At 71.9% G+C, this 14650-nt stretch carries 11 protein-coding genes; 9 read left to right on the top strand and 2 right to left on the bottom strand.

Features of this window, described 5'->3' with window-relative positions; translation table 11 throughout:
- The first annotated feature begins 491 nt into the window (after positions 1-491).
- The 9 genes from ACFYW8_RS01265 (at position 492) to ACFYW8_RS01225 (ending at position 12392) form a co-directional block, all read left to right on the top strand.
- Positions 492-2624, top strand: coding sequence for a hypothetical protein (locus ACFYW8_RS01265; RefSeq protein WP_389065576.1), 2133 nt, complete (start codon positions 492-494; stop codon positions 2622-2624).
- Between the two features lie 85 nt (positions 2625-2709).
- The gene (pelF, locus tag ACFYW8_RS01260) at positions 2710-4248 is read left to right on the top strand and encodes a GT4 family glycosyltransferase PelF (RefSeq protein WP_389065572.1); all 1539 of its coding nucleotides are present in this window, start codon (positions 2710-2712) and stop codon (positions 4246-4248) included.
- On the top strand, positions 4245-5621 hold the full coding sequence (locus tag ACFYW8_RS01255; protein ID WP_389065567.1) for a hypothetical protein: 1377 nt from the start codon (positions 4245-4247) through the stop codon (positions 5619-5621). Before pelF ends, ACFYW8_RS01255 begins: the two co-directional genes overlap by 4 nt.
- 125 nt (positions 5622-5746) lie before the next feature.
- Positions 5747-6748, top strand: coding sequence for an SDR family NAD(P)-dependent oxidoreductase (locus tag ACFYW8_RS01250; RefSeq protein WP_365873545.1), 1002 nt, complete (start codon positions 5747-5749; stop codon positions 6746-6748).
- Between the two features lie 34 nt (positions 6749-6782).
- On the top strand, positions 6783-7496 hold the full coding sequence (locus ACFYW8_RS01245; protein ID WP_365873543.1) for a sugar phosphate nucleotidyltransferase: 714 nt from the start codon (positions 6783-6785) through the stop codon (positions 7494-7496).
- A gap of 7 nt (positions 7497-7503) precedes the next feature.
- Positions 7504-8433 carry an NAD(P)-dependent oxidoreductase gene (locus tag ACFYW8_RS01240; protein ID WP_365873541.1) on the top strand — a complete coding sequence of 310 codons (930 nt, stop codon included), beginning with the start codon at positions 7504-7506 and terminating at the stop codon, positions 8431-8433.
- A complete protein-coding gene (locus ACFYW8_RS01235) occupies positions 8430-9092 on the top strand; it encodes a spherulation-specific family 4 protein (RefSeq protein WP_389065554.1) in 663 nt (220 codons plus the stop codon). Before ACFYW8_RS01240 ends, ACFYW8_RS01235 begins: the two co-directional genes overlap by 4 nt.
- Before the next feature lie 286 nt (positions 9093-9378).
- Positions 9379-11241: a M1 family aminopeptidase gene (locus ACFYW8_RS01230; protein ID WP_389065551.1), complete on the top strand. Its 1863-nt coding sequence runs from the start codon at positions 9379-9381 to the stop codon at positions 11239-11241.
- Positions 11242-11420: 179 nt separating this feature from the next.
- A complete protein-coding gene (locus tag ACFYW8_RS01225; RefSeq protein WP_389065546.1) occupies positions 11421-12392 on the top strand; it encodes an alpha/beta hydrolase in 972 nt (323 codons plus the stop codon).
- Positions 12393-12422: 30 nt separating this feature from the next.
- Here the strand turns inward: ACFYW8_RS01225 and ACFYW8_RS01220 are convergent, their stop codons facing one another.
- Both ACFYW8_RS01220 and ACFYW8_RS01215 read right to left on the bottom strand, forming a co-directional pair.
- Complete coding sequence (locus tag ACFYW8_RS01220; RefSeq protein WP_389065541.1) at positions 12423-13781, bottom strand: VWA domain-containing protein; 1359 nt, start codon at positions 13779-13781, stop codon at positions 12423-12425.
- 8 nt (positions 13782-13789) lie between these two features.
- Positions 13790-14650, bottom strand: coding sequence for a MoxR family ATPase (locus tag ACFYW8_RS01215; protein ID WP_365873529.1), 861 nt, complete (start codon positions 14648-14650; stop codon positions 13790-13792).

Here is a 14650-nt window from a genome sequence, read left to right as displayed (position 1 = left end):
GCCGCCCCCCCCCACCCTCGCCCTCGGCTCGGGGGGGGGGGGGGGGGGCCGGGCCGGGGGGGGGGGGCCCCCCCCCCCCCCCCCGCCGGCGCACAGGAATTTCACAGGTCCGGGCGGGTGACCTGAAATCGATCATTCAGCCGGAACGCGTCCGCGGTCTGGACCACTGGCACCCCGGCAGGGCGGATCCCGGCGTTCCAGATCCGGTCCGTCACCGGGCCTGGCCAGCACAGTAACGTTTCACACGGTAACCACCAATTGCCCCACAGTGACGACCGCGCCTTCGTCACGCCGCGCGATCACCCCCCGTTCGATACCCGCTCTTTTCCGTCACGTTTCGCAGCAGGCGCACGAAAGCTACACAGAGACCCCACTATGTGACGCGACGAACGCGTTGACGACCACGTCTGAGGGGGGCTGTGGCGTCGCGCCAGGGGGTGGTCCGCTCCATGGGAGCAGTACTCACCCCTGCCCGGGGAGGACTTCACCGCATGAAGCGGACGATTCACACGACCGCGCTGACCGTCGGCGCGCTCATCGCCTCGCTAGGCTTACCGGCCGGCGCGGCTCACGCGGACACCACCACACCCCGTATCGATCTGCGGGTCCTGATCGTGAGTGACGGTGGTCCGGCGACCGAAGCCATCGCCGCCGAACTCACCGCCGCCGGCACGCCGTACACCGAGGTCGACCTGCGGCGGTCCGGACGGCCGGTGATCGACGCCGACTTCCTCGCCGACACCGTGGGCGGACTGCCGCGCGCCAGGTTCCAGGCTGTCGTGCTGCCCAACGACAACCCGTTCGCGGCGGGCTCGGCCGAGATGGCGGCCCTCGCGGCCTACGAGCAGACCTACGCGATCCCACAGGTCGACGCGTACACCTACGCGCGTCCGGAGGCAGGACTCCAGTACCCCGTCTTCGGCGGCTACTCCGGCAGCCTCGACGGCGTACAGGCGCAGGTCACGACGGCCGGCAGGGCCGGGCCGTTCGGCTATCTGGACGGGTCGGTGCCGTTCGAGGACAACTCCCCGGACGTGGGCGAGAGTTACGCGTACCTGTCGACGCCCGCCGCGGGAGCGGACTTCACTCCGTACGTCGACGCGCCGATCCCCGGACAGTCCACGCGGGGGTCCCTCGTGGGCGAGTACCGGCACGACGGACGGCGTGAGCTCGTCGTCACGTTCGTGTACAACCAGTACCAGCAGCAGTTCCGGCTGCTGGCACGCGGAATCGTGGAGTGGATGACCGGGGGCGTGCACCTCGGCGCCTCGCGCAACTACTTCGCCGTGCACGTCGACGATGTCCTCGCCGGTGACGACCGCTGGGACACCGCGCTCAACTGCACGCCGGGCGACATCGACTGCCCGCAGGGCGAGGGCGTCGCGAACCCGATCCGGATGACCCCGGCGGACGTCGACCGTGCGACCGACTGGGAGACCGGGCGGAACTTCACCCTCGACCTGGCCTACAACGGCGCGGGCAGCGTCGACCAGCGTCAGGACGACAACGGTGCCGACCCGCTCGCCGACAGACTCATCGCCGACCGCGACCGGTTCCGCTGGATCAACCACACCTACACCCACGCCTTCCTCGGCTGCGAGCAGGACACCACCGTGGTGCCGTGGAAGTGCGCGACGAACGCCGACGGCAGCACCAAGTGGGTCAGCCGCACGACGATCGCCGACGAGATCGCGGCCAACCGCGCCTGGGGAGCGACCGCAGGACTCCCCCTGGACAACCAGGAGTTGGTCACGGGTGAGCACTCGGGCCTGAAGGTCTCGCCGCAACAGCCCGTCGACAACCCCGACCTGGCGCTCGCGCTGACGGACACCGGCGTCAGCTGGGTCGGCTCCGACAACTCCCGCGAGCCCGACCAGCGTCAGGTCGGTCCCGCCACGACCGTCCCCCGCTACCCGATGAACGTCTTCTACAACGCGGGAACGGCGGCCGAAGAGGTCGACGAGTACAACTGGATCTACACCGGCCGCGCCCAGGGCGGCAGCGGTATCTGCGAGGACCACCCGGACACCTCGACCTGTCTGCCGGCACCGCTGAGCACCAGTACGGGCTACACCGACCACATCGTGCCGCTGGAGACCCGGATCGACCTCGGGCATGTGCTCGCGAACGACCCCAGGCCGCACTTCATCCACCAGTCGAACCTCGCCGAGGAGCGCATCGCCTACCCGGTGCTCGACGGCGTCCTCGACGGTTACAACAGCCTGTTCGCGGACGACACCCCGGTGGAGAACCTGCGCATGAAGGACATCGGCGTCGAACTGCGGCGCAGGGCCGTCTGGAAGGCCGCTGTCGACTCCGGCCAGGTCACCGCCTACCGCGTCGGTGACACCGTCACCGTCGAGGCGCCGAGCGGAGTCGCGGTCACCGCCACGATGCCAACGGGCACCAGGAACGGCGCGGCGGGCTTCGGCGACGCCTACGCCGGCGGGGTCTCCGGATGGACCGAACCGGCCGGTACGGCGCTCACGCTCGGCCTGCCGTCGTCCACCCCCGCCCTGACCTCGACCGTCGACGCGGCGCGGCAGCCCGCGACGAGCGGCGCCCCGGACACCCGCGTACCGGCGGGCGTCACCGAGCAGGTCCCCTACAGCCCGGACAACTGAGCCGCACACCGACCGAAGGTCCCGGCCGCGCCATCCGCGGCCGGGACGGGCTCGACCACCCCAACCTCGGCCGTGGAGCACATCGATGCACGTTCCCCGCGGCGCGCGCAGCCTCAACCCGACGCGCGTCACCCTGCTCACCGAAGGCACCTACCCGCACAGTCACGGCGGCGTCAGCGTCTGGTGCGACCAACTCGTCGACGGTATGCCCGACATCGACTTCGATGTCATCGCCGTCACCGGCACCGGACGCGAACCGATCGTGTGGGACATCCCCGCACAGGTCATGAACGTCGTCGCGGTCCCCATGTGGGGGCCCGCGCCCGACGGCCGCCCGCCACGTGGGCGGCGCCGCAACCAACTCACCGCCGCCTACGAACAGTTCCTGACCGCTCTGCTCGACCCGTGCGCCGAGGACCGGTTCGCCGGCGCCCTGTACGCGATGGCACAGGCCGCCGCCGACGGGATGCTGAGTCCGTTCCTGCGCGGTGACCGGGCGATCAGCATCCTGACCGGGGTGTGGAACCGTCCGGGTCTCGCCGTCCGCGAGGCCCGGCCGACCCTGCACGACGCCATCACCGCGACCGCTCTGCTGGAGCACGCGCTGCGGCCGCTGACCGCGCCGGTGCCCGAGCACGGGGTGGCACACGCGGTGAGCGGTGGTGTCGCCGTACTGCCGGGCCTGGCCGCGCTCGAACGGCACGGAGTACCGCTGCTGTTGACCGAGCACGGCGTCTATCTGCGCGAGCGCTATCTCGGCTACCGCACCGGCCCGTACCGCTGGCCGGTGAAGGCCGTCGTGCTGGGCTTCTTCCGGCTGCTCGCGGAGGAGACGTACCGGCGCGCCGCGCTGATCACCCCGGGCAACCGCTACAACCGGCTGTGGGAGGAACAGGGCGGCGCCGCACCCGAGTCGATCCGAACCGTCTACAACGGCGTGGACCCGGCCGCGTTCCCGCCGGCGGGCCCGGAGCCCGGTCAACCGACCCTGAGCTGGGCCGGACGCGTCGACCCGATCAAGGACCTGGAGACCCTGATCCGGGCGTTCGCCCTCGTACGGGACCGACTCCCGGACGCGCGGCTCAGGTTGTTCGGCGGCACACCGCGTGGCGGCGAGGCCTACCGTGAACGCTGCGAGGCCCTGGCCGCCGAACTGGGGCACGCGGACGCGGTCACCTTCGAGGGCCGGGTGGACGACATCAAGGACGCCTACGCGGCGGGCAACGTCGTGATGCTCTCCAGCATCAGCGAGGGCTTCCCGTTCACCCTGATCGAGGCCATGTCGTGCGGACGGGCGACCGTGTCCACGGACGTGGGCGGGGTGCGCGAGGCGGTCGGCGACAGCGGTCTCGTCGTCCCCCCGCGGGATCCGGGCGCCATGGCCGCCGCCGCGCTGGAACTGCTCGGCGATCCCGGACGCCGTCGCTCGATGGGCGAGGCCGCCAGGCTGCGGGTCATCGAGCAGTTCACCCTGCGGCAGACCGTCGACACCTTCCGGACCATCTACCTGGAACTGTCGGCGCTCGGCCGGATCGTCCCGGACGTTCCCGAGACGGCCGACGCCGTGCTCGCGGCACCGGCCGGTCCGGCGGCTCCGTCCAAGCCGAGGAGCCTGGCCGGATGAGCGGACCGATGGCCCTGCAACCCGGCGGCGCGGGGGGCGACACCCTGTCCCTGCGGCTCGCCGACGACCGTACGCTCGCGCTGTCCAGACCCCGCCAGGGCCCGGACCGGGACGCGGTCGACCGGCTCGCCGCCGAGCTGGCGGACGGCATCGGGCCGGCCGTCCACCCGTACGAGGTGGCGGCGCTGCTGGAGTCGGAGGGGCTGACCGCCGAGGTCATCCAGGAGAGGTACGGGCACCCGAACCTCTTCTCGCTCGCCTCCGCGCTGTACGAGCGGGTGCCGCGCACCTTTCCCGAGCCGCCGCGACCGGCCGACCCGTGGCGTCCGGACCATGTGCGCTGCGGGCTGCGCGGGGCCCTGTTCGCCCTGCCCGGCCTCGCCTATCTGCTGACCGGGCGGCTGTGGCACGCGGGCCGGGATCTCGACGTCCTGGTGGTGGCCGGACTCGTCTCCTGGGCGTGGGGCCAGGCGCTCGGGCACCGCGCCTATCTGCGCATGACCACGGGCCGCCGCGAGGCGGGCCGGACCCTGCTCAAGGGGGCGCCGCTCGGGGCGCTCGCCGCGACGGCGTCCGGGGCGCTGATCGCCGGGTCCGGCACGGCGGTCGGGGTCGCCGCCGCACAGTCGGTGTATCTCGCGGCGGCCGGAGTGCTGCTGGTGCTGGGCGCGGAACGGCTGCTGCTGGCCGCGCTCACCCCGCTGATCGCCGGTGCGGCGGCGCTGCCCTGGTGGGACCCGGGGACCGCGGGGCGCATCGCCCTGCCACTGCTGTCCGTGCTCGGCGCGGTCGCCGCGTCCGGCTGGGCGCTGCGGGCCGCGTTCGCCGCCTCCCCGGCCCCGGACGGCGCCCGTCCGTCGCTGCTGCGGTCGCTGCCGTACGGCCTGTTCGGGCTGTCCGCCGGGGTCCTGGTGCTGCTGGAGGGACGACAGCACCCCGGCGCCGTGATCGCGCTGACCGTGAGCATGGGACCGGCTGAGTGGCTGCTGTACCGGTATCGCGGGATGTCGGTGGCGGCACTGCGGGCGACGGCGACTCCGGCCGCCTTCCTGCTGCGGTCGACCGGAATCCTCGGCCTCTGCCTGCTCGTCTACGTCCTCCCGCTGCTGCCCGCGGCCCTGCTCACCGGCGCGGAGCCGGCCCCGCTGCTGCTGCTCGCCGCCACCTTGTGGACCGCGTTGCTGCTCCAGGCCTTCGGGGTGGCCTGGCCACCGGCCGCGGTCTGCCTGACGGCGGCCTGCGGAGCCACCTCGGCCACCGTGCTCCATACCCCGCCGAACGCCGTCGTTCTGACCCTGTTCTGCGGCACGGCCGCCCTCTGTCTCACGGCGTGTGCCGTGCGGCTGCTGGGACGGCCCGCGCCGCACGCCTGAACGAACCACCGCGCACGGCACGCCCGAACCACCACGCACAGCCCGTCCGGACAAGCCCGGACGGCAGCCGCGCACCGATCCGAAATCGCACATCACATGAGCAACCAACCGGAAGGACCTACGAGTTGACCACCGAACCGCTCGCCGCCGTCACCGGAGCCGAGGGTTTCATCGGCTCCCACCTCACCGAGGCGCTGGTCGCCTCCGGACATCGCGTGAGGGCCATGGCGCAGTACAACTCCTTCTCCTCGTACGGCTGGCTGGAGACACTTCACCCCGATGTCCTGGACCAGGTGGACATCGTCCTGGGCGATGTCCGGGACCCGGGCTCGGTCCGCGGTCTGGTCGAAGACGCCGACTGCGTGTACCACTTGGCCGCGCTCATCGCGATCCCGTACTCCTACCGGGCGCCGCACAGCTATGTGGACACCAATGTCACCGGCACCCTGAACGTGCTGGAGGCGGTGCGTGCGCTCGGCACGCCCCGGCTCGTGCACACCTCCACGAGCGAGACCTACGGCACCGCGCAGACGGTGCCGATCACCGAGGACCACCCCATCAACACCCAGTCCCCGTACGCCGCTTCGAAGGCCGGCGGGGACAGGCTGGCCGACAGCTACCACGCGAGCTTCGACACGCCGGTGGTGACGCTGCGGCCGTTCAACACCTTCGGCCCGCGCCAGTCGATGCGCGCGGTCATCCCCACCGTCATCGGCCAGGTGGCCGCGGGCGAACACACCATCACGCTCGGCGATCTGCGGCCCACCCGCGACTTCACCTTCGTCAAGGACACCGCGCAGGCGTTCCTCTCGGTGGGCACGGCGCCCGCGGAGAAGGTCGTGGGCCGGACCTTCAACGCCGGTACGGGCGGGGAGATCTCGGTCGGCGACCTGGTGGCGCTGATCGGCAAGGTGATGGACACCGCCCTCGACGTCCGCGAGGACGCGGGGCGCATCCGGCCGGCCAACTCCGAGGTGATGCGGCTGGTCGCCGACGCGACCCGGCTCACCGCGGCGACCGGCTGGAGCCCCGGCCACGACCTGGCGCAAGGACTCGCGCAGACCGTGGAGTTCTTCCGCGAACCGGCGAACCTGGCCCGCTACAAGACCGGCATCTACAACATCTGATCCCGTCCGGCACGTCCCACGAAGGAGGAGACCCATGCACGCAGTGATTCTGGCGGGAGGCAAGGGCGTCCGGCTGCGGCCCTACACCACCGCCCTGCCCAAGCCGCTCGTTCCCATCGGCGACCAGCACGCCATCCTGGAGATCGTTCTCCGGCAGCTCGCCACGGCCGGGTTCACCAGTTGCACGATCGCCATAGGCCACCTGGGCGAGATCATCCGGGCCTACGTCGGCGACGGCGCCCAATGGGGCATGGCCGTCGACTACTCCACCGAGGAGAGCCCGCTCGGCACCATGGGCCCCCTGCTGACCATGCGCGACCGGCTGCCCGAGTCGTTCCTCGTCATGAACGGCGACGTACTCACCGATCTCGATTTCGGCGACGTCCTTGTGCGGCACCGGAGTTCGGGGGCGCCGCTGACGATCGCGACCTATGCGCGCAAGGTGCAGATCGACTTCGGCGTGCTGACCACCGACGACAGCAAGGTGGTCGCCTTCACCGAGAAGCCGAGCATCGACTATCGCGTCTCGATGGGCGTGTACGGTCTGTCGCGGTCCACGCTCGAAGGCTATACACCGGGGCTGCCGCTGGGCTTCGACGAGCTGGTCCTCGATCTGCTGCGCAGCCGCAACGAGCCGCAGGCCTACGACTTCGACGGGTACTGGCTCGACATCGGCCGCCCGGACGACTACGACCGGGCCAACGCCGAGTTCACCACCCGCAAGTCGATGTTGCTCAAGGGAGCCTGACCACCGCATGCGCATTCTCGTCCTGGGCTTCACCGGCTATCTGGGCGGCCATGTCGTCGAGCACCTGCACACCCTTCCGGGCGTGCGGGTGCTCGGCGGCGGCCGCTCGCCCGCCGCGGACTTCGGCATCGACCTGGCCACCGCTCGCAAGGACCGACTCGTCGCGACCCTGGCGGCGGCCGCACCCGACGCCGTGATCAACTGCGCGGGCGCGACCGGCGGCGACACCGTGACCCTCGCCGAGGTCAACTCCCGTGGCCCCGCGGTTCTCTGCGCGGCGCTGCGCGAGGCGGCGCCGACCGCCCGGCTGGTCCATCTGGGCTCGGCCGCCGAGTACGGTCCCGGTGTCCGCGACACCAGCGTGACCGAGTCCGCCGCCACCTGCCCCCTCGCCCCGTACGGGGCGACCAAGCTCGCCGGCACGGTGACCGTCACCACCTCCGGCCTCGACGCGGTGGTGCTGCGGGTGGGCAACCCGGTCGGACCCGGGGCCCCGGCCGCCGGGCTGCCGGGGCGGATCGCGGGACTGCTCCGCGAGGCCGGCCCGGACCCGGACGCGGTGATCCGTCTGGGCGACCTGTCGGCGTACCGCGACTTCGTGGACGTACGCGATGTGGCGCGGGCGGCGGTGTCCGCGGCGTCGGCCCCCGGACGGCTGCCACGCGTCCTCAACATCGGGGGCGGAAAGGCCGTTCCCGTGCGCGCCCTGGTGGACGGCCTGGCGCGCGTCGCCGGGTTCCGGGGGCGCATCGAGGAGAACGGCGGCGGTTCCGCCCGCTCGGGAGAGGTGTCGTGGCAGTGCTCCGACATCACCGCCGCGGGGGAGGCCCTCGGCTGGCGGCCGGCCCTGACGCTCGACGACTCACTGGCGGCGCTCTGGACGGCCGTCGCGGGAACCGCTCCCGCACCGCGTCCCGAAGACGACCGGACGCCATGAGCCTGCTGATTCCGCTGTACGTCCACCCGGGCGAGGACCCGGGCGCCTGGCATCGTCTGATCAGGTCGGCCGACCGTACGTACGGGGTCGTCATCAACCCGGCCGACGGACCGGGCGAGGGCCCCGATCCGGCGTTCACCGCGGCGGCGGACGCGCTGCGGGCGGCGGGCGCCCGGCTGCTCGGCTATGTCGACACCGACTACGGCGCACGCGATCCGGACCTGATCGCGGACGAGGTGCTGCGCCACCGGGACTGGTACGGGACGGAAGGGTGCTTCCTGGATCAGGTGGCACCGACCCCGGAGGCGCTGCCCGGCTGCAAGCGGCTGGTGCAGAGCCTGCGCCGGCTCGGCGCGGCTCCTGTCGTGCTGAACACGGGCGTCCACCCGGCGCCGGGGTACGCCCGCTTCGCCGATCTGCTCGTCACGTTCGAGGGTCACTGGTCCACGTATGTGTCGGCGTTCAGCAGACCGGCGTGGACCGCCCGCCATCCGCCCGAGCGGTTCTGTCATCTGGTCTACGGCGTCCCCGAGGCGCTCGTTCCGCTCGCCGTTCGCACCGCGCGTGAGCGCGGTGCGGCGGTGGCCGGGCCGGTGACGGGCGAACTCCCCAATCCCTGGGCGCGGTTGACTCCCGCCCTGAGAGAGCCGGAGGCCTGAGCGGTACACATCCCCGAGCGCCGTTCCCGAGCCGGGACCTCCTGGCCGGCGCCCGGCCCCCTTTCCAGCAACGTCGATCTCCTTTCCAGAACTTCGATGGCATGTCTCGGTCAAATCTGCGAGGCTTCCAGGTGCCGTCGCCCTGACCCCAGGGTGACGGCACAGAAATCTCACCAAGCGACCGCGCGCACCCGCGCGCGGCCCGCGGCCACCCAGCGGCGCACCCCAGTCGTCCCGGGCGGCCACCGAGCAGGCCGGAATCCCGGCCGCCTCAAAGGAGTTTCGTGTGAGACCGACCCCCCTCAAGGCCCTGGCGGCACGCGTTCTCGTCGTCGCCGCCCTGGCCGCAGTCTCGCTCCCCGGCACCCCCGTGGCGGCCTCGCCGCGGACAGCTCCGGCGGCCGCGGCCGCCTGCACACCGGCCCAGGTGGTGACCAACGGCGGCTTCGAGAGCGGTACTTCGCCCTGGACCCAGTCCTCGACCACCGTGATCACCAGCCGCACGGGCCAGAGCGCCCACGGCGGCACCAGCTTCGCCTGGCTGGACGGCGTCGGCAGCACCCACACCGACACGCTCTCGCAGAGCGTCACCATCCCGTCCGGCTGCAGCAGCGCCAGCCTCACCTTCTGGCTGCACATCGACACGGCGGAGACGACCTCGTCGACCGCCTACGACAAGCTCACCGCGAAGATCGGCAGCACGACGCTGGCGACGTACTCGAACCTCAACAAGGCGACCGGGTACGCCCAGAAGACCTTCGACGTGTCGGCCTTCGCGGGCCAGACGGTGACCGTCGCGTTCACCGGCACCGAGGACTCCAGCCTCCAGACGAGCTTCGTCCTCGACGACATCGCCCTCAACACCTCCGGTGACACGACCCCGCCGGCCGACTCCACCCGCACCCCGGCAGCTCCCGCGTACACGGTCAGTCTGACCAGCAACACGAGCGGCACCGGCTGGACCGGACACGAGAGCGTGACGTTCACCAACGCCTCCTCCACCGCGCTCAGCGAGGTGTACCTGAGGCTGTGGGACAACTACCACGGCACCTGCTCCGCGATGCCCATCGCGGTCAGCAACGTCACGGGCGGCACCGCGGGCGCCCTCTCGGTGAGCTGCACGGCCCTCCAGATCAGCCTGGCCTCGCCGCTGGCACAGAGCCAGAGCGCGACGATCGGTTTCGACCTGGGCATCACCGTGCCCAGCGGCGCCGACCGGTTCGGCTACGACGGGGCCTTCAGCATGGTCGGCAACGCGCTGCCCGTGCTCGCGGTCAAGGACGGCTCCGGCTGGCACCTGGACCCGTACACCAACAACGGCGAGTCCTTCTACTCGCTGGCCGCCGACTTCAAGGTGACCCTCGACCACCCGACGAGCATCCTGGTCCCGGCCACCGGCACCTCGGTGGACACCGCCGGCTCCAGCGGCCGCACGATCACCACGGCCACCGCGTCCAAGGTCCGTGACTTCGCCTGGGCCGCCGGTCCTTTCACCAAGATCTCCGGCACCTCCTCCGCCGGCACCGCGATCAACATCTACTCCGTCACCGGCATCAGCTCCGCCAACGCCCAGTCCATGCTGACCACCGCCAAGTCCGCCGTGGACGCCCACGCGGCGCGCTTCGGCGCCTACCCGTACGGCGAGCTGGACGCGGTGATCGACAACAACTACTGGTTCGGCGGCATGGAGTACCCCGGGTTCGTCCTCGACCTGGTCAGCACCACGGCGCTCACCCACGAGATCGGTCACCAGTGGTTCTACGGGATCGTCGGTGACGACGAGTACAACAGCCCGTGGCTCGACGAGTCGTTCACCGACTACGCCACCGACCTGGCGCAGGGCCTCACCGGCACCAACTGCTGGAACAGCACCTCCTGGGCCTCGACCACCGAGAAGATCACCAACTCGATGGCCTACTGGGACGCGCACTCGTCCCGCTACTCCACCGTCGTCTACGGCTACGGCAAGTGCGCCCTGCACGACCTGCGGCGCGTGCTCGGCGACACCGTCATGGCCAAGCTCCTCAAGGACTACGCCACCTCGCACTGGTACGGCGTCTCGACCACGGCCGAGTTCAAGGCGGCCGCCCAGGCCGCCACGACCACGGACCTGACGTCGTTCTGGACGACGCACCGCATCGACGGCTGACCCGTCCCCTGTTCGCCGCGGTGGCGCCTTCGGGCGTCACCGCGGCGCGCATGGTCCGCCTGGTCGCGCGCATGGTCCGCCTGGTCGCGGGCAGGTTCCGCCGTACGGCGGCTCCCGGTCCGGGAGCACCCGCCCGATCATGGCCGGGTGAGCCGCCGGGCCAGGCGCGAGGAGAAATCATGCTGCTGGTACCGCCCCCGTTCGACCCGGAGCTCGGCATCGCCCTCGCGGCGGTCGGCGGGTCCACGCCCTCCGGGCCCAGCCTCGCGGACATCGCCGCCCTGCGCGCCGAACCGGAACTCGCGGTACCCGCGTACGACCTCACCGACGGCGGCGCGTTCGCGACCTCGGACCTGACGGTTCCGGGGCCGGCTGGCGCTCCCGACATCTCCCTGTTCGTCATCAGGCCCCTCGCGCCCCCGAAGGACGGTCCGCGCCCGGTGGTCTACCACTCCCACGGCGGCGGCATGGTCCTCGGGACCAACCGGGCCGGGGTGGAGGTCGTCCTGGAATGGGCGAAGGAACTCGACGCGATCGTGGTGTCCGTGGAGTACCGGCTGGCGCCCGAACACCCTTACCCGGCCGGGGTGGAGGACGTCTACGCCGGTCTGCTGTGGACGGCGCGGCACGCCGGGGAACTCGGCGGCGACCCGGAGCGGATCGTCGTCGCGGGCGCCAGCGCGGGCGGCGGCCTGACCGCGGCGCTCGCCCTGCTGGCCCGGGACCGCGAGGGGCCTCGGCCGCTCGGGCAGGTGCTGATGTATCCGATGCTCGACGACCGCAACGACACTCCGTCAGCGCACCAGATGGCGGGCGTCGGCGCCTGGGACCGTACGGCCAACTCGACCGCCTGGACCGCCGTGTTGGGCGATGCCCGCGGTGGCCCGGACGTGCCCGCCTACGCCGCTCCGGCGCGGGCCTCGGACCTGTCAGGACTGCCTCCCGCGTTCCTCGACGTCGGATCCGCGGAGACCTTCCGGGACGAGGTAGTCGACTACGCGTCGCGGATCTGGCGGGCCGGCGGAGTCGCCGAACTGCATGTGTGGCCCGGCGGTTTCCACGGCTTCGACTCCTTCGCCCCGCACACCGCGCTCGCACGCACCGCCCGTGCCACCCGCCTCACCTGGCTGCGCAGGCTCCTCTCACCGTGAGAGCCCGACACCCGCAGGACCAACGGTTGTTCAGACGGGCAGGAGGCGGCCGATCAGCGCGCTGAGCTGCTGGGCGTTGCGGCACTCGTGCATCTCCACGAGTTCGGCGTAGGCGAGGGCCGCCGAGTCGCCCGTGCCCCACTGCGAGCGGGCCTCGGGGTTCAGCCAGTAGGCACGGCGGGCCTGCCGGGTGAGCTGCCGGACGGCGGGCAGATTCGGGTCGCTCATGTTCGTACGGGCGTCACCGAGCACGAAGACGGTCGTCCGGGAGCCGACCGCCCCGGTGTACCGCTCGGCGAACTCGCCGAACGCGACGCCGTAGTCACTGCTGCCGTGCCAGCCCGTGATCGTCGCCTCGGAGCGGATCCTGGCGCTCAGCCCCTCGGGGTCGGCCGCGCCGGGCCCGATCAGCCCGGTCACCTCGTCGACCCGGTTGACGAAGGCGAACACCCGCACCTTGCTGAACTGGTCGTGCAACGCCTGCACCAGCAGCATGGTGAAGTCCGAGAAGCCCGACACCGACCCCGACACATCGCACAGCAGCACCAGTTCGGGCCGCACGGGACGACGCCTGCGCAGCACCGGGCGCATCGGCACCCCGCCCGTGGACAGCGATCCGCGCAGGGTCCGCCGCAGATCGATGGTGCCGCGACTGGCCCTGCGGCGGCGCGCGGCGAGCCGGGTCGCCAGTTTGCGGGCGAGCGGCTGGACCACCTTGCGCAGTTCGGCGAGCCGGTCCCGGCCGGCGAACAGGAAGTCGACGCGGTCGGCGGTCGGGGCCACCGCGCGCCGGGCGATCTCGTCACGGTCGCGCCGCTCGGCGATCCGACGCCGCGCCTCCGTGGCGACCTGCCCGCGGAACACCTCGATGCGCCGCCGGATCTCGTCCTCGAGCAGCCGGTCGGTGAACCCCTCCCCGCCGCCCCGCGCACGGACCGTGTCCCGCGCGCGGGCCATCAGGGTCCCCGGCCGCAGCCGGTCGAGTGTCTGGTACGAGGACCAGCCGTCCGTGGCCGTCGTGCCCCCGTAGCCGCCGAACCCGTCGACGGCCTCGATGGCCAACCGGCCCATGAGGGCTTGGTCGTCGGCGGCCAGCGCGGCCGCGAGGCGGTCCCGCAGGTCGTCCCGGTCCGCGGGTCCGGCGCCGTCCGGTGCCCCGACGCCTCTCGGGAAGTACACGTCGAAGACGGGGTCGAACACCCGCCGCTGGCCCGGGTTGTGGAGCAGGGTCGCGGCCAGCCCTTCTCTCAGCCGGTCACGGTCCGCGAAGCCCAGCGCCGCCACCGCTCGCGCCGCGTCCACGGTCTCGCCCGTGCCGATCCGGACTCCGTGCGAGCGCAGCGCGCCGACCAGGCCCGTCAGCCGGTCCGCGGCACCGGGCGTCGGCACGGCGGGGTTCACACGGCGCCCAGGTCGAGTTTGGCGGCCGCCTTCAGTACGTCGTCCTGATGCTTGAGGATCACGCCCAGGCTGTCGCGTACGACCTCCTCGTCGAGGGTGTCGGCGCCCAGGGCCAGCAGCGTGCGGGCCCAGTCGATGGTCTCGGCGACGGAGGGGACCTTGCGCAGGTCCATCTCCCGCAGCGCCCCGACGACCCGCACCACGGACTCGGTGAGCGCCTCGTCGAGTCCGGGCACCTTCAGCCGTACGATCCGGCGCTCCAACTCCTCGTCGGGGAAGCCGATGTGGAGGAAGAGGCAGCGGCGGCGCAGCGCCTCGGACAGTTCACGGCTGGCGTTCGAGGTGAGCACCACGAAGGGGCGGCTCGTCGCCGCGATCGTGCCCAGCTCGGGGACGGTGACCTGGAAGTCGCTGAGCACTTCGAGCAGCAGGCCCTCCACCTCGACGTCGGCCTTGTCGGTCTCGTCGATCAGCAGGACCTTCGGGTCGTCGCCGCGGATGGCGGTCAGCAGGGGGCGCGCCAGCAGGAACTCCTCGCTGAAGATGTCCGTGCGCGTCTCGTCCCACGTCTCGTCGCGGCCGGCGGTGATGCGCAGCAACTGCTTGGCGTGGTTCCACTCGTACAACGCCCGTGACTCGTCGACGCCTTCGTAGCACTGGAGGCGGATCAGCCGGGCCCCGGCGACCTGCGCGACGGCCTTGGCGAGTTCGGTCTTGCCCACACCGGCGGGGCCCTCCACCAGGAGCGGTTTACCGAGGCGGTCGGCCAGGAAGACCGTCGTGGCGACGGCGGGCGAGGCCAGATAGCCCACCTCGGCGAGCCGTGCCGAGACCTCGTCGACGGATGTGAACAGCAT

This window comes from Streptomyces sp. NPDC002742, from assembly GCF_042888885.1.
GTDB lineage: Bacteria > Actinomycetota > Actinomycetes > Streptomycetales > Streptomycetaceae > Streptomyces.
Note: the sequence above shows the minus strand (reverse complement) of the source record. Positions and strands in the feature narration are given on the sequence as shown.